General features: G+C 64.2%; 12 protein-coding genes and 2 pseudogenes. 12 read left to right on the top strand and 2 right to left on the bottom strand.

The genetic code is table 11. The annotated features are described in order from the left end of the window. Positions 1–258 precede the first annotated feature (258 nt). The 9 genes and pseudogenes from NKI10_RS27235 (at position 259) to fni (ending at position 10,174) form a co-directional block, all read left to right on the top strand. Positions 259–1,461, top strand: a complete 1,203-nt coding sequence (locus NKI10_RS27235) for a cytochrome P450 (protein WP_352562698.1) — start codon at positions 259–261, stop codon at positions 1,459–1,461. A gap of 91 nt (positions 1,462–1,552) precedes the next feature. Next, positions 1,553–2,842, top strand: a complete 1,290-nt coding sequence (locus NKI10_RS27230; protein ID WP_352862348.1) for a cytochrome P450 — start codon at positions 1,553–1,555, stop codon at positions 2,840–2,842. Next, positions 2,826–2,969 (top strand): annotated as a pseudogene (locus NKI10_RS30945) (ferredoxin); the annotation flags it as partial. The gene NKI10_RS27230 and the pseudogene NKI10_RS30945, both read left to right, overlap by 17 nt. A 168-nt stretch (positions 2,970–3,137) precedes the next feature. Next, complete coding sequence (locus NKI10_RS27220) at positions 3,138–3,980, top strand: glucose 1-dehydrogenase (protein ID WP_031204274.1); 843 nt, start codon at positions 3,138–3,140, stop codon at positions 3,978–3,980. After that, entirely contained in the window at positions 3,980–5,323 is a 1,344-nt protein-coding gene (locus tag NKI10_RS27215) for a cytochrome P450 (RefSeq protein WP_023684984.1), read from the top strand. Before NKI10_RS27220 ends, NKI10_RS27215 begins: the two co-directional genes overlap by 1 nt. A gap of 130 nt (positions 5,324–5,453) precedes the next feature. Continuing rightward, positions 5,454–6,446: a polyprenyl synthetase family protein gene (locus NKI10_RS27210; RefSeq protein ID WP_352862347.1), complete on the top strand. Its 993-nt coding sequence runs from the start codon at positions 5,454–5,456 to the stop codon at positions 6,444–6,446. A 146-nt stretch (positions 6,447–6,592) separates the two neighbouring features. Next, on the top strand, positions 6,593–8,143 hold the full coding sequence (locus NKI10_RS27205) for a hypothetical protein (RefSeq protein ID WP_352862346.1): 1,551 nt from the start codon (positions 6,593–6,595) through the stop codon (positions 8,141–8,143). Continuing rightward, positions 8,140–9,042 carry a terpene synthase family protein gene (locus tag NKI10_RS27200; RefSeq protein WP_352862345.1) on the top strand — a complete coding sequence of 301 codons (903 nt, stop codon included), beginning with the start codon at positions 8,140–8,142 and terminating at the stop codon, positions 9,040–9,042. The genes NKI10_RS27205 and NKI10_RS27200 overlap by 4 nt, the downstream gene beginning before the upstream one ends. Positions 9,043–9,127: 85 nt before the next feature. Further along, a complete protein-coding gene (gene fni, locus NKI10_RS27195) occupies positions 9,128–10,174 on the top strand; it encodes a type 2 isopentenyl-diphosphate Delta-isomerase (protein ID WP_352862358.1) in 1,047 nt (348 codons plus the stop codon). A gap of 568 nt (positions 10,175–10,742) precedes the next feature. On the opposite strand, the gene NKI10_RS27190 is transcribed toward fni, so the two are convergent. Then, positions 10,743–11,036 carry an SOS response-associated peptidase family protein gene (locus tag NKI10_RS27190; RefSeq protein WP_352862344.1) on the bottom strand — a complete coding sequence of 98 codons (294 nt, stop codon included), beginning with the start codon at positions 11,034–11,036 and terminating at the stop codon, positions 10,743–10,745. Positions 11,037–11,170: 134 nt separating this feature from the next. Then, the gene (locus NKI10_RS27185) at positions 11,171–11,881 is read right to left on the bottom strand and encodes a toll/interleukin-1 receptor domain-containing protein (protein WP_023816852.1); all 711 of its coding nucleotides are present in this window, start codon (positions 11,879–11,881) and stop codon (positions 11,171–11,173) included. Positions 11,882–12,745: 864 nt separating this feature from the next. On the opposite strand from NKI10_RS27185, the pseudogene NKI10_RS27180 reads away from it, so the two are divergent. The 3 genes and pseudogenes from NKI10_RS27180 to NKI10_RS27170 all read left to right on the top strand — a co-directional run. Continuing rightward, a pseudogene (locus NKI10_RS27180) lies at positions 12,746–13,609 on the top strand (IS3 family transposase); the annotation flags it as partial. A 216-nt stretch (positions 13,610–13,825) separates the two neighbouring features. Continuing rightward, on the top strand, positions 13,826–14,152 hold the full coding sequence (locus NKI10_RS27175) for a helix-turn-helix domain-containing protein (protein WP_023690557.1): 327 nt from the start codon (positions 13,826–13,828) through the stop codon (positions 14,150–14,152). Then, positions 14,127–15,383, top strand: a complete 1,257-nt coding sequence (locus NKI10_RS27170; protein WP_352862357.1) for a type II toxin-antitoxin system HipA family toxin — start codon at positions 14,127–14,129, stop codon at positions 15,381–15,383. The genes NKI10_RS27175 and NKI10_RS27170 overlap by 26 nt, the downstream gene beginning before the upstream one ends. Positions 15,384–15,734 lie beyond the last annotated feature (351 nt).

Below are 15,734 nucleotides of genomic sequence, written 5' to 3'. Positions count from 1 at the left end.
GCCGCCCTTGTCGACCCTTGCGCAGGAAAGCTTGGCCGGCGGCGGCTCAAACGCTCACCGCGCCGACTTTGTCCTGACCTCGAAGGTGCAAGATAACGTTCCGCATCTCGCCGCGCGATGTGCCTAGACAGTTACGCGTTAGCCGTTCTTGATAATCGGTCTTCCTTCGGAGGACGTCATCTATATGCCGTCTTAGGTCTTCGCTGCCGCAGCGCCCGCCGGTCACCTTCCGCCCTCGCTATTGAGTGAAGTGCCACCATGTCAGAACAACCCTTGCCGACGCTGCCGATGTGGCGTCTCGATCACATTGAGCCATCGCCCGAGATGTTGGCGCTACGCACCAATGGTCCGATCCACCACGTGCGCTTCCCGTCCGGGCACGAAGGCTGGTGGGTCACAGGCTATGACGAGGCCAAGGCGGTGTTGACCGACGCGGCGTTCCGGCCCGCGGGAATGCCGCCGGCGGCATTCACCCCGGATTCGGTGATTCTCGGTTCGCCAGGATGGCTGGTCTCGCACGAGGGGGGCGAGCATACGCGGCTACGCACGATCGTGGCGCCGGCCTTCAGCAACGGCAGGGTGAAGCAGCTCGCGCAGCAGGTGGAGGCGATCGCCGCGCAGTTGTTCGAGACGCTGGCGGCCCAGCCCCAGCCCGCCGATCTGCGGCGCCACCTCTCCTTTCCGCTTCCTGCGATGGTCATTGGCGCGCTGATGGGCGTGCACTACGAGGATCACGCCTTTTTTGCAGGGCTGTCCGACGAGGTGATGACGCACCAGCATGAAAGCGGCCCGCGAAGCGCGTCGCGGTTGGCCTGGGAAGAACTCCGCGCCTACATTCGCGGCAAGATGCGGGACAAGCGCCAGGATCCGGGCGACAACGTGCTGACGGATCTGCTCGCGGCGGTCGACCAGGGCAAGGCGACCGAGGAAGAGGCGATCGGCCTGGCGGCAGGCATGCTGGTGGCGGGGCACGAGAGCACCGTGGCACAGATCGAATTTGGCCTGCTGGCCATGTTCCGCCATCCGCAACAGCGCGAACGCCTGGTGGGCGATCCATCCCTGGTGGACAACGCCGTGGAGGAAATCCTGCGCATGTACCCGCCGGGCGCCGGCTGGGACGGCATCATGCGCTATCCGAGGACCGACGTGACCATCGCGGGCGTGCATGTTCCCGCAGAGAGCAAGGTGCTGGTCGGCCTGCCGGCGACGTCGTTTGATGCGCGCCATTTCGACGATCCGGAAATCTTCGACATCGGACGTGACGAAAACCCGCACCTGGCGTTCTCCTACGGGCCGCACAGCTGCATCGGCTTGGCGCTAGCCAGGCTGGAACTCAAAGCGGTGTTCGGTTCGATCTTCCAGCGCTTTCCCGCGCTGCGCCTGGCGGTGGCGCCCGAAGAACTGGAGTTGCGCAAGGAGATCATCACTGGCGGGTTCGAGGAGTTCCCGGTGCTCTGGTGATGCGCGGACGCCACGAGGAATCGCGATGTCCTCGAATTGCCCGCGCGACTGCCGCGCGCCGATCAGATCAGCCAACCAACAGGTGACCAAGATGGACGTGCAAGAAACCACGGCAGCATGCCGGGACGCCTTCGCCGAACTCACGTCGCCAGCGTGCATCCAGGACCCGTACCCATTCATGCGGTGGTTGCGCGAGCACGATCCGGTACATCGCGCGGCGTCGGGCCTCTTTCTGTTGAGCCGCCACGCCGACATCTGCTGGGCGCTTAAAGCCACTGGCGATGCTTTTCGGGGGCCGGCACCAGGCGAACTGGCGCGCTATTTCCCGCGTGCGGCGACCAGCCTGTCGCTAAGTTTGTTGGCGTCTACTTTAGCGATGAAGGAACCTCCAACGCATACGCGTCTGCGCCGGCTGATCTCGCGCGATTTCACCATCGGCCAGATTGACAAGCTGAGGCCGACCATGGCTCGCATTGTCGCGGCGCGCCTGGACGGCATGGCGCCCGCGCTGGAGCGCGGGGAGGCAGTGGACCTGCATCAGGAATTCGCGCTGGCCTTGCCCATGCTGGTTTTCGGTGAACTGTTCGGCATGCCCCCGGACGACATTCTCGCGCTCGTCACCGGCATCAGCGCCATTCTGGAAGGCCTGAGCCCGCACGCCAGCGATCCGCAGCTCGCCGCGGGGGACCAGGCCAGCGCCAGGGTGCAGGCCTACTTCGGCGACCTCATACAGCGCAAGCGCACCGATTCCCGCCACGACATCGTGTCAATGCTGGTCGGCGCACACGACGACGATGCCGAGACGCTGTCGGATGCGGAATTGATCAGCATGCTCTGGGGCATGCTGCTGGGCGGCTTCGCCACCACTGCTGCGGCCATCGGCCATGCTGTCCTGGCGATGCTGGCGTATCCCGAACAGCGGCACTGGCTGAAGGGAGATGCCGTGGGGGTGAAGGCATTCGTCGAAGAAGCCCTGCGCTACGACGCGCCCGCCATGTTCAGCTCCATTCCGCGTATCGCCCAGCGCGACATCGAAATGGGCGGCGTCGTGATCCCGAAGAACGCGGACGTGCGCGTGCTGATCGCGGCCGGCAATCGCGACCCGGACGCCTTCGCAGATCCCGATCGCTTCGATCCCGTGCGGTTCTGCGGCACCAGTCCTGGCATGTCGATCGACGGGAAGATCATGCTGACCTTCGGCCACGGCATCCACTTCTGCCTTGGTGCGCAGCTGGCCCGGGTGCAGTTGGCCGAAAGCCTGCCGCAGATCCAGGCGCGCTTCCCCACGCTGGCATTGGCCGAGCAGCCGACCCGGGAGCCCTCCGCGTTCCTTAGGACGTTCCGCGCGCTGCCGGTGCGGCTGCATGGGCAGGAGGGCTGAGATGCGCGTCGTGGTCGATCAGGATCTGTGCGGAACTACCGGACAGTGCGTGCTGACGCTGCCGGGCACCTTTCGCCAGCGCGAACCGGACGGCGTGGCCGAAGTGTGCGTGGCGACGGTCCCGCAGGCGCTGCATGACGCCGTGCGGCTTGCGGCCAACCAGTGCCCGGTCGCCGCCATTCGGGTGATCGAAAGCGACGCCGGCCATGACGAGCGCGCCAGCGCCGACCCTGCGCCTTCTCCGGCGCAGGCCGAGCGGCATGCCCCCGAAGAACAATGCAATTCAGGAGGCACGATGGGACGGTTTGAAGGCAAGGTGGCCGTGGTGACCGGCGCCGGCGCCGGCATCGGCAAGGCATGCGCTCTCGCCATCGCGCGCGGGGGCGGCAGAGTGGTGGTGGCCGACATTGATGGCTCGGCGGCCATCGCCTGCACCGCGCAGATCGCGGCCGATGCAGGCCACGCGCTGCCCATAGCCATGGATATTGCCGATGATCAGGCGGTGGCAGCACTGTTCGAGACGGCGGAGCGGCACTTCGGGGGGGTCGACCTGCTGGTTAACAATGCGAGCGCCATGCATCTGACCCCGCGCGACTGCGCGATCCTCGACCTGGACCTGGCAGTCTGGGACCAGACCATGGCGACCAATCTGCGCGGCACGCTGCTCTGCTGCCGGCAGGCCATCCCACGGATGATCGCCCGCGGCGGTGGCGCGATCGTCAACATGTCGTCGTGCCAAGGGCTCAGCGGTGACACGGCGCAGACGTCCTATGGCGCGTCGAAGGCGGCGATGAACATGCTCTCGGCTTCGCTCGCCACCCAGTACGGTCATGCGCAGATTCGCTGCAACGCGGTTGCGCCGGGTCTTATCATGACCGAGCGTCTCCTCGCCAAGCTGGACGAGTGCATGCAACGGCATCTGCGCCGGCACCAGCTCCTGCAGCGCGTCGGCCGCCCCGAGGACGTGGCCGCGCTCGTGGCGTTCCTGCTCTCCGCCGATGCTGCGTTCATCACCGGCCAGGTCGTGTGCATCGATGGCGGCATGCTGGCGCATGTGCCGACATACGCGGACGGTGGCAACAGCTGCGCCGCGCGCCCTGCCGGCGATACCGAATCGGCGACGGCGGCGCGCTGCTGATGGACATACTGCTCAACCCACTCAACCGTCGGCACCGGCTGCGATCCGACATCCCGGTCATGCCCGGCGCTTTCCCCCTGGTCGGGCATCTTCCCGCCATTGTCTGCGACCTGCCGCGCCTGCTGCAACGCGCAGAACGGACGCTGGGCAGCCACTTCTGGCTGGATTTCGGCCCTGCCGGACATCTGATGACCTGTGTGGATCCGGACGCATTCTCTCTGCTCAAGCACAAGGACGTGTCCTCGGCGCTGATCGAAGAGATCGCGCCCGAATTGCTTGGCGGAACGTTGGTTGCCCTGGACGGCGGCGCTCACCGGCAGGCTCGCGATGCCATCAAGACAGCGTTCTTGCCCAAGGGGCTGACCCAGGCCGGGATCGGCGACCTGTTCGCGCCGGTCATCCAGGCGCGGGTGCAGGCGTGGCGCGCCTGCGGCGAGGTAACTATCCTGCGCGAGACCGGCGACCTGATGCTGAAGCTCATCTTCAGCCTCATGGGAATCCCCGCGCAGGACCTGCCGGGATGGCATCGCAAGTACCGGCAATTGCTGCAGTTGATCATCGCGCCACCGGTCGACCTGCCCGGATTGCCTTTGCGGCGCGGCCGCTCCGCCCGCGACTGGATCGACGCGCAGTTGCGCCGGTTCGTCCGCGATGCGCGCGCGCATGCCGCGCGCACCGGGTTCATCAACGACATGGTGAGCGCTTTTGACAGCAGCGACGGTCCGCTCTCCGATGACGTCCTGGTCGCGAATATTCGCTTGCTGCTGCTTGCCGGTCACGACACCACTGCCTCGACGATGGCCTGGATCGTGATCGAGCTGGCGCGGCAGCCTGTGCTGTGGGACGCCCTGGTCGAGGAGGCGCAACGCGTGGGCGCGGTGCCGACCCGGCACGCGGACCTGGCGCAGTGTCCGGTCGCCGAGGCGCTGTTCCGCGAGACACTGCGCCTGCATCCGGCGACCACGCTCCTGCCGCGTCGCGCGCTTCAGGAATTGCAACTCGGCCAACGGCGTATTCCCGCGGGCACCCACCTATGCATCCCGCTGCTGCATTTCTCGACCTCGGCGCTGCTACACGAGGCGCCTGATCAGTTCCGCCTGGCGCGGTGGCTGCTACGCACAGAACCGATCCGGCCCGTGGACATGCTGCAGTTCGGTACCGGCCCACACGTCTGCATCGGCTACCACCTGGTATGGCTGGAAATGGTGCAGTTCTGCATCGCCTTGGCGCTGACCATGCACAAGGCCGGGGTGCGGCCGCAGTTGCTGAGCGACGTCGAAAAAGGCCGGCGCTATTACCCGACCGCACATCCGTCCATGGCAATCCGCATAGGCTTCTCATGAGCTGGCGTCGCACGCCCTGTGTGGCAAGGCAGCGGCGCTGGCGGGGCGCGGCATTGCTGCACTCGGCGCACGCACTCGTGTGACGACTTGCGCTCGCCGTGGCCGTCTCAGCTACAAGGACATGAACAACATGCAAACCGGTTCCACAATACACGACGACCGAACTGGCGTTTCCGCATTCGGCGGGTTGGGCGCGCAGGCGCGTGGCGCATCCGGCGGGCTGCTCCCGGAGATCTGGATGCAGGACGGCGCAAAGCGGGTCGAACAGGCGCTGGCGCGTCTGCTCTGCGCCGAAGACGACGGTAAGACAGAGCTGATGGCAGCCATGCGCTACGCCACCTTGCATGGCGGGAAGCGCACCAGAGCCTTGCTCTGTCTGGCTGCCGGCGCACTGGCGGGCACGCCGGCGCACATGCTCGACGACGTCGGCGCCGCCATCGAGATGATGCACGCCTGTACCCTGGTCCACGACGACCTGCCCGCGATGGACGACGACGTGCTTCGCCGCGGCCTTCCGACCGTGCACGTAAAGTTCGGCGAAGCCACTGCGATCCTGGTCGGCGATGCGCTGCAGGCCCACGCCTTCCTGACGCTGGCGAGCCTGGATGCGCCGGGCGACAATCGTATAGCGCTCGTGCGCGAACTGGCGCATGCGGTGTCCGCCGAGGGTGCCGCAGGCGGGCAGGCCATGGATCTGTCGCTGGTCGGAAAGCACGCCGGGCTGGACAGGGTCCTGGGGATGCACCGGATGAAAACCGGAGCGCTAGTGCGCGCGTCGGTTCGCATGGGCGCGCTATACTCCATCGCGGAGGATGCCGCGCACTCTGCGCTGTACAGTGCGCTCGATCGCTACACCGCATGTTATGGCTTGGCGTTGCAGGTGGCCGACGACATTCTCGACGCGACGGCGGATACCGCGACTCTTGGCAAGACCCCCGGCAAGGACGCGGCGGCGCAGAAGCCGACCTGCGCGTCGATCATGGGGCTGCAGGCTGCGCGCCAGTTCGCCCTGTACTTGTTGCACGACGCCGGGGAGGCCATCGCCCCTCTGGGGCCGCGTGCGGAAGGGTTGGCGCAGATGCTGCAGCGGGCCAACGTCTATCTGTCCGCGCCATACGCATGAGCGCGCCCATCCGTAAGGACTCGCCCCTGTGCTGGTGCGATCGGCCGGCGGGCGCTGCATGCTGCACTGTGCCCGCGTCGGCGGCGGCGTGCGCGACGTCTGCCCGTTTCTGTTCTCGTTAGCCCTCTGCAGAAGGAACATCCCGCGTGAACGCGCTGTCCGAACAGATCCTTTCCGAATTGCGTCACCTGCTGAGCGAGATGAGCGACGGCGGCAGCGTCGGTCCGTCCGTATACGACACGGCGCGAGCTCTGCAGTTCGACGGCAACGTCACCGGTCGGCACGACGCATACGCGTGGCTCTTCGCGCAGCAACAGGCCGATGGCGGATGGGGAGGTGCGGACTTCCCGCTGTTTCGCCATGCGCCCACCTGGGCGGCGCTGCTGGCATTGCAGCGTGCCGATCCTCTTCCCGGCGCCGCCGACGCAGTCCAGGCTGCAATCCGGTTCCTCGAGCGCCAGCCCGATCCCTACGCGCATGCGGTGCCGGAAGACGCGCCCATCGGCGCGGAGCTGATCCTGCCGCAGTTGTGCGACGAGGCCGCATCCTTGCTGGGCGCCTTGGCGTTTCCGCGCCACCCGGCGCTGTTGCCGTTGCGGCAAGCACGCCTGGTCAAGCTGGGGGCTGTGGCGACCTTGCCGAGCGGCCATCCGTTGCTGCACTCCTGGGAAGCCTGGGGCGCGTCGCCGGCCACCGCATGCCCGGACGACGACGGCAGCATCGGCATCAGTCCGGCGGCCACCGCCGCGTGGCGTGCGCACGCCGTGACACAGGGAAGAACGCCGCAGGTCGGGCGCACCGACGGGTATCTGCAGGCGGCATCGCGGGCAACGCGCACCGGCATCGAAGGTGTCGTTCCCAACGTCTGGCCGATCAATGTGTTCGAGCCATGCTGGTCGCTGTACACCCTGCATCTGGCCGGTCTGTTCGCGCATCCCGCGCTCGCCGAGGCGGTGCAAGTGATCATCGCGCAGCTCGACGCCCGCCTCGGCGTGCGCGGTCTGGGCCCGGCCTTGCACTTCGCGGCCGATGCGGACGACACCGCCGTTGCGTTGTGCGTCCTTCGCCTTGCAGGCCGCGACCCGGCGGTCGATGCATTGCGCCATTTCGAAACCGGCGAGCTGTTCGTCACCTTCCCCGGCGAGCGCAATGCCTCGGTGTCGACCAACATCCATGCCCTGCATGCGTTGCGAATGTTGGGAAAACCCGCCGCCGGCACCAGCGCCTACGTCGAGGCCAATCGCAACCCGCACGGTCTATGGGACAACGAAAAATGGCACGTTTCGTGGCTGTATCCCACCGCGCATGCGGTCGCTGCGTTGGCGCAAGGCAAGCCCCAGTGGCGCGACGAGCGCGCGCTGGCAGCGCTGCTGCAGACGCAGCGCGACGACGGCGGCTGGGGCGCCTGTCGCGCGTCCACATTCGAGGAAACCGCCTATGCGCTGTTCGCGTTGCACGTGATGGACGGGACCGAAGAGCCGGCAGGGCGACGGCGCATCGCGCAGGCGGTGGCGCGCGCGCTGAAGTGGATGCTCGGCCGCCACGCAGCGCACGCACTGCCCCAGACGCCGCTGTGGATCGGCAAGGAACTGTATTGCCCCACCCGGGTGGTGCGCGTGGCCGAACTCGCCGGGTTGTGGCTGGCGCTTCGTTGGGGGCGGCGCGTCTCGGCCGAGGGAGCAGGAGCTGGGCCATGATCCCGACCGATCGCGCGCTGCAGCAGGTGCTAGAGTGGGGGCGTTCCCTGACCGGGTTCGCCGACGAGCATTCCGTGGAAGCAGTCCGGGGCGGCCAGTACATCCTGCAGCGCATCCAGCCGAGCCTGCGCGACACCAGCGCCCGCACCGGCCGCGATCCGCTGGACGAAACGCTGATCGTGGCGTTCTATCGCGAACTGGCGCTGCTGTTCTGGCTGGACGATTGCAACGACCTTGACCTGATCGCGCCGGAGCAGCTCGCCGCGGTGGAGCAGGCGCTGGGGCAGGGCGTGCCGTGCGCGCTACCAGGATTCGAGGGCTGTGCTGTGCTGCGCGCTTCGCTCGCCGCGCTCGCCTACGATCGTCGCGACTATGCCCAGCTTCTCGAGGATACCCGGTGCTACTGCGCGGCGCTGCGCGCCGGACACGCGCAGGCGGCAGGGGCGGAGCGATGGTCCTACGCCGAGTACTTGCAGAACGGCGTGGACGCGATCGCCTACACGAACGTGTTCTGTTGCCTGTCGTTGCTGTGGGGGCTGGACATGGCGACCTTGCGCGCGCATCCGGCGTTTCGCCAGGTCCTGCGGCTCATCTCCGCGATAGGGCGCTTGCAGAACGATCTGCATGGACGCGAAAAGGATAGGTCGGCCGGCGAGGCCGACAACGCGGCGATCCTGCTGCTGCAGCGCTATCCGGCTATGCCTGTGGTGGAGTTCCTCAAGGACGAGCTGGCCGGCCACACACGCATGCTGCACCGGGTGATGGCGCAAGAACGCTTTCCCGCGCCGTGGGGACCGTTGATCGACGCCATGGCGGCCATCCGCGCGCAGTACTACGAGACCTCAACCAGCCGCTACCGCAGCGACGCTGCGGAGGGAGGCCAGCGTGCGCCGGCCTGAACGCGCGGGAAGCGCCGGCGTGCGCGCGCTCCCGTCGGTTCGATCCGACGCAACGCCGTCGCCCGATGGGGCGGATGGAGCGAGCATCAGCGACACCAACCTGAGCCGGCGCAAGGACGACCACCTGGACATCGTGCTGGATAGTCGAACGGCACGGGCCAACGCCGCCGGCTGGGAGTACATTCGCTTCGAACACTGCGCATTGCCCGAGTTGGACCTGACGCAGATCGATCTCAGCGCCTCGCTGCTGGGCAAGACCATGCGCGCGCCTCTGCTGATCAGCTCCATGACCGGCGGCATGCCACGCGCCGAGGCCATTAACCGGCATCTGAGCGAGGCAGCGCAAGCCTTGGGGATCGCCATGTGCGTCGGTTCGCAGCGCGTGAGCCTGCAATCCCGCAACTCCCAGGGGCTGACGCGCGCGCTGCGCCGCCTCGCCCCAGACGTTCCCTTGCTGGCCAATATCGGCGCCGCGCAACTGCGTGAGGCCGACGGCCTGGACCTCGCGCGCCGGGCGGTGGATGCACTGGAGGCCGATGGACTCATCGTCCATCTCAATCCGCTGCAGGAAGCGGTACAGCCGGAGGGCGACCGTGACTGGCGCGGCGTCCTGGCGCAGATCGCTCGCGCCGCACGCAGCGTGGGCGTGCCGATCGTGGCCAAGGAAGTGGGGTCGGGCCTGTCCGCCTCGGTGGCCTGTGCACTCGTCGAGACGGGCGTGGCGGTGATCGATGTCGCCGGCGCGGGCGGCACCAACTGGGCCGCGGTGGAGGGCGAGCGCGCCCGCGATGCCGCCGACCGCGCAGTGGCGATGGCGTTCGCCGATTGGGGGATTCCGACTCCGGCCAGCGTGCAGGCGGTCCGTCGGGCGCTGCCAGCGGTGAAGCTGATCGCGTCGGGCGGGATCAGCGACGGCGTCGACATGGCGAAGGCTATCCGCCTGGGCGCGGACATCGCGGGGCAGGCAGCCGGCGTGCTGCGCGCGGCTACGGTATCCACCGAGGCGGTTGTCGCGCATTTCGAGATCGTCATCCGCCAGTTGGCCGTCGCCTGCTTCTGCACCGGCTCGGCTGATCTGGCGGCGTTGCGCCAGGCCCGCTTATTGCCCTCGGCGCATCTGCCCGCCGGTTGATGCCGACGTAGCCCGCAGGTGGCGGCGGGCGCATAGCCTTACTGAGTGAGAAAGTCTCGGAAGCGGGGACGCGCTGGTCACGGGCTTGTTCGGGTGCTGCTTCGTGATCGGGGAGGCACCCCGCCATGCCCCGAACGGACAGCCGAGAGTAAAGCGGTATTCGACGGCTATGTCGATGCTTGATCAGGGTGAGCGGTCACGCCGATCGAGCCGAGCCCCTGAAAGGGCCGGAACACCAGGTGCGGCGAAAGACCGGTAGGAGCAGATGGTGCAAATCCATAGCAATGAAGGAGTATTCCTGCAAGCAACGGAGAAGGTAAGCCAGCCTCAATCCCTTGTGTTTGCTTGGTGTTATCCAAATTAGGCACCGATCCACATTGCCCCCGAGTCATGCGCGGTCGGTCGTGAGGTGCCTCCGGCTATCCACAGCACTTCCCGGCAAGGTGCCCAACGCCCATTAGAGGGCATGGATCGGCTTGATCAGGGCGTTGGGCGCGGTCGTCATGAAGCCGTTAAGCTCGAAATCGCCGGCGCCGTCCTTGACCTTGCGCTCCCCATGCCATGGCGTTCAGAGGCCAGCGAAGAAGAAAAGCGGCCGGTCCTCATTGAGCGCGAACCAAATCCGCTGAATACCTGTCTCAGGGTCCTTATCGCCGGGTGTTGGGCTGGGCTCCGAGAAACTCGTCACAGGCACCACACAGCGATGCTCAACCCCAACATACTGCTGCCAATGGCCGTATTGTGGGTTGCGGATATTGGTCGTGCCGTAGTCGGCCCTGCCCTTGACCCGTTCGAGCGGTGTCGGCATTCCCCAAAGCAGGTTGGCGACTTCACGTTGCCCGTCTGCCGCATTGCGGACCACCGGACCGGGATGGTTGGGGGCTGGTTGGGGTAGATGTCGATGGACGGTTCAGGTTGCCTGAGATGGTCGCGCAGAGCCCTGGTGCACTGGCGTATGGCTTCTTGCGACGTGGTGATGTTGTACAGATTGCACATCTAGGAAGGAGCAACCCCGTTCTTTTTGGCAAGCATGGAAAGAGCTTTTTCCTTGATATCTGCCGCGACCAAAGTCAGAGCTTCGTCGCGATCCTTGAAACTTGCGATCGATGTTCCCTTGAGGGTCGCCTGAAAAGACCCGAAGACCTCTTCCTGCCACAGGCAATTTCTCGCGATCACTGGAATAACAACCGTCGTGTTGTTGGCCTCTCTCTCCATCGCGTGGGTTAGCTCAATCTGGTTGCAATAACGCGAGTTGATAAAGTCAACGCTTATCAGGAGGATGATAATGTCGGCGCTCTCTAGATTGCCCTTGATGGCGTCCGCCCATTTGTCGCCAGTCTCGATTTCGCCATCGTGCCAAGCCTCGACAAGACCAAGTCGGCTCAGCGGCGTAAGGTGCTTTAGAAGGTCAACCTTGATAGCCGCATCTGCATGCGAGTAGGAGATAAACGCCTTGAGAGGCTTGGGACTGGGGCTAGCCGCATTTTGGGGGAGGGACATAGTCCCACCGGGACCTCCTCTTATCAGTCCATTCTTCCTCAGGCGGTCCTTAGTTGTCGTGTAACGTTCTTCTATCCAACCCAGTTTATTGAAAAGGGCTGCGTTCTTAACGCTCACTTTTCCGCCACCCGACAATTCTCTAACGGCGTCCATAAACCGGTCTTCTAGAGTTCCAACGCGCTTCCGCGATTTTGCCTTGCTTGCCATTTTATGGAGCCCCCGAATCTAGGTCGACAGTTCCAGCGAAAGTCTTTTGCAGTCAAGTCGACGCTGGAAATTAAGCCGGGAAATCCTCTAATTGGGGAGCCGGCTTGTTGCCAGCAATAAACTCGAACGGTGCGTTGCGTCTTTGTGTTAGCTTGTCGGGTCGGAGGTCTAGCCAGCCTGAGTTAGAGCCTTCTCCAGCGCCGGTCTGGGCACCTCAAGCTGCGCCTTGTCGCCACCCCATAGTCGTCCCCGACGCTGCGAGCCGTCCAAGGGTTGTCAGCTTTGGTGATGCTGACACGGGGCCTAGCCTACGCGCTTACCGTCATCTCAGCCCCTGTCGGTTATGTCCGCGGCCAGGGCATCGATATTCCGTCGAATTGCTCTCCCAGGTCGCACCGCTCCCTGGCTCATATCGCATTCACCAAAGACTATCTCTGGAACGAGATTGACCGACCCGGGAACGCTCCAGGCCGATCCGAGCTAACCGGTCAATCCAAACAACTTCGAATTACCTTAGCGGGTATTATTCTAAAAATGCCCACAGTGCCCCGGTTACAGGCAGCCCGCGAACGCGGGCGAAAGGGTGGACGCCGTCCGAAACAAACCCAATCAGCGCTCCGAAATCACTCGACTCAGCTAAATGAAGGCTGTCCGGCATCTGAAGCAGCCCGTCTCTTTCATAGGACCACCGTCGAGCGCATCGGCGCCGAGGTCAAATAGCCGTTGGCTGAATGTTCTTTCAGTTGGCCGTCTGCAGCGACGCATGCACTAGGCCTATTACGAAGAAAAGCCGGTGGACGGTGGCCACAGCAGCTGTATGAACCGTGCTCGCCGGCGTGCCTTCGGACGTGGCAACCGCATCGGGTCGAGCCGATCTGGAAGGTGCTGCCGATCGCCCCGTCGAGCTACCACGACCATGTCGCCAAGCGCATCGATCCTCCCCGGCTGTCGGCTCGGGCGAAGCGGGATGAGGCCATGGCCTTGAAGGATGAGGTCCGACGCGTGTTCGAGGCCAACTTCCGCGTCTACGGCGTTCGCAAGGTCTGGCGGGAGTTACAGCGTGAGGGCTCGACGTCGCCCGCTGCACGGTTGCCCCACTGATGAGGGCCATGGGTCTTGAGGGCATCATCCGCGGCAAGCCGATCCGCACCACGGTGAGCGACAAGGCCGCACCTTGCCCTCTCGATCACGTTAATCGCCAGTTCCATGCCCCGGCGCCGAACATGCTGTGGGTCTCCGACTTGACCTGCGTCGCGACCTGGACGGGCTCCGTCTATGTCGCCTTTGTCATCGACACCTATGCGCGAAGGATCGTCGGCTGGCGGGTGAGCCGGACGGCGCATGCCAGCTTCGTTCTGGACGCTCTGAAACAGGCTCTCCATGATCGGCGGCCCGTGCAGGGGGCAGGCTGATCCATCACAGCGATAGAGGCCGCCCAATACGACTCTATCAGATACACCGAGCGCCTGGCGGAGGCCGGCGTTGAGCCTTCGGTAGGCAGCGTCGGCGACAGCTACGACAATGCTCTCGCCGAAACGGCCTTTACAAGGCCGAGGTGATCCATGGACGCGGACCATGGCGCAACTTCGAAGCCGTCGAGTTCGGTAGCTCGATTGGGTCGATTGGTTCAACAATCGCCGGCTGCTGGAGGCCATCGGCAACATTCCGCCGGCCGAAGCCGAGGAACGCTACTACGCCATTCTGTATGACCCAGCCATGGCCGCGTGACTCAACGAAACGGCCTCCGGAAAACCCGGTGCGGTTCAGTTCTCGGAGGAACGACGTTGCCGCGCGGCGCTAAAGAGAGAGGAAGATTGATCTCTTTCCATATCATTTTCTTCACATATGATACATAAAGAGATCATCAAAGCATATGAAACTACTCGCTGGATGAGATACTTTTGCGTACCATCGCGCATTGGAATAGATCGCATAGGTTGCGTTATGGACTCTCAATCGGAAATTCTACGGGAAATCGGTGGGTTTTTCAGGCAGGCGAGGTTGGCCGCTGCGATGACGCAGGAGCAGGTCGCCGATTTGGCGGGTATATCCCGTCCCCGATATCGCGACATCGAAAAGGGAGCCGCAGCCGCGCGTGCGACGACGCTCATGAATATCGCTCGTGCGCTCGGTCTGGAAATGATGCTGGTTCCGCAAGCCATGGTGCCGGCTGTCCAGGCTCTATTGCGTCCGCATGATGATGACGATCGACCCGCCTTTGTTTCTCAACCTGACGATGACGATCATGGCTCCAGTCTTTCGCGCACCTAAGACGATCCCGTCACTGGACGTGCTCTTGAATGCAGTGAAGATCGGCACAATCGTCAGGACGCCGGGCGATTTCAATGCGTTCAACTTCGATGACGCCTACCGCGCGACGGGCGGCTTTCCGGTTCTCAGCCTGTCGTTCCGGGCAGCGACGGGAGGATTGCGGAAAGATCCAAAGCCTCTGGCAAGCGCCTTGCCCGCTTTCTTCGCGAACCTCCTGCCGGAGGAGAAATTGCGGGAGGCGATGGAAAGGCATCACGAAGGCAATGTGCGGCCAGGCAATGATTTCGATCTTTTAGCGGCACTGGGCGCCGATCTGCCGGGAGCCGTACGGGCGTTGCCCAGTGACGGCGCGATAACGGTTTCGAAGGATGGCTCAAAGGATCACCCCAAGGCACGGTTCTCGCTTGCCGGCGTGCAGATGAAGCTTTCGGTCATGAAGAACATTGGAAAAGGCGGCGGCCTTACCTTGCCGATGGACGACGAGCAGGGCCGGTACATTGCCAAGTTCCCTTCGACGGCGTTTCCGGGCGTTTCCGAGAACGAATTCGCCAACCTGGCGCTGGCAGCAGCAATCGGCATGGAGGTTCCTGAATGCGAACTGGTCGAGAAGTCCGATTTTGAGGGCGTTCCCGAAGAATTCAATACGCTGTCGGAGGGCAAGGTCCTTCTCGTCAAACGCTTCGATCGCGGCGCCGGTGGCGAGAGGATACACATCGAGGATTTCGCTCAGGTCTTCGGTGTCTACCCCTCGCGCAAATATGAGGGGGCCGCTTATCACGACATAGCCTTGGCTCTTGGCGTGGCCGTCTCGCCTACGGCGGCTCTCGATTTCGTCCGCCGCCTGGCACTGAGCGTCATCACCGGCAAAGGCGACATGCACCTGAAGAATTGGTCTTTGATGTATCCCGGAAACGGCGACAAGCCGGCGCTTGCACCAATCTACGACGTCCTGTCCACTGTGCCATATATTCCCGCCGACGCCATGGCGCTGTCGCTTGGAGGAGAGCGCTCGTTCAAGGCGCTAGCAGCACCGCGATGGAAAGCATTTGCGAACCGCGCAAGGCTTCCGGAGCCGGCAGTCCTAAAGGCAGTGGTCGAGACGGTCAAACTCGTCAACGAGTACTGGTGGCATCTCCCTGAGCGCGACGTTGTCGCAGCGAAAGTGCTCGAGCGGATGGACGAACATGTGAAGGCGATGACGCCGATACTGAACTCCTGCGCCGATAAGTGAGCCGAGTCCCCTCGGGTTGCTGATATAGCGGAACTTTCGATCCGCGGCCCTATGGATGGCTGGATCGAAGGCATGCCAGCGTGGCGCAAGATTCCGCGGAGTGTCCACGATGACACGCGTTAGCAAGCACGTCAGCTCGCCGGAACAGACAGCATCCCGCAATTCACCCAACAGGATCGAGCTGCTGTTCGTCCACTTCAACATAACGACGCGGTTCAAACGAATTCGGTGACTGAGGATCGCGATCCGACGCTTTGTGTCGCCATTGTCGGGTCCGCTACACGGTCTGTTGCGACGATCCTTTCTTTGGCCCTCAGGCTAAACCCCTGAAAAGCAACCATCAAATTATTC

The organism is Mesorhizobium sp. M0802 (assembly GCF_040320115.1).
GTDB lineage: Bacteria > Pseudomonadota > Alphaproteobacteria > Rhizobiales > Rhizobiaceae > Mesorhizobium.
Note: the sequence above shows the minus strand (reverse complement) of the source record. Positions and strands in the feature narration are given on the sequence as shown.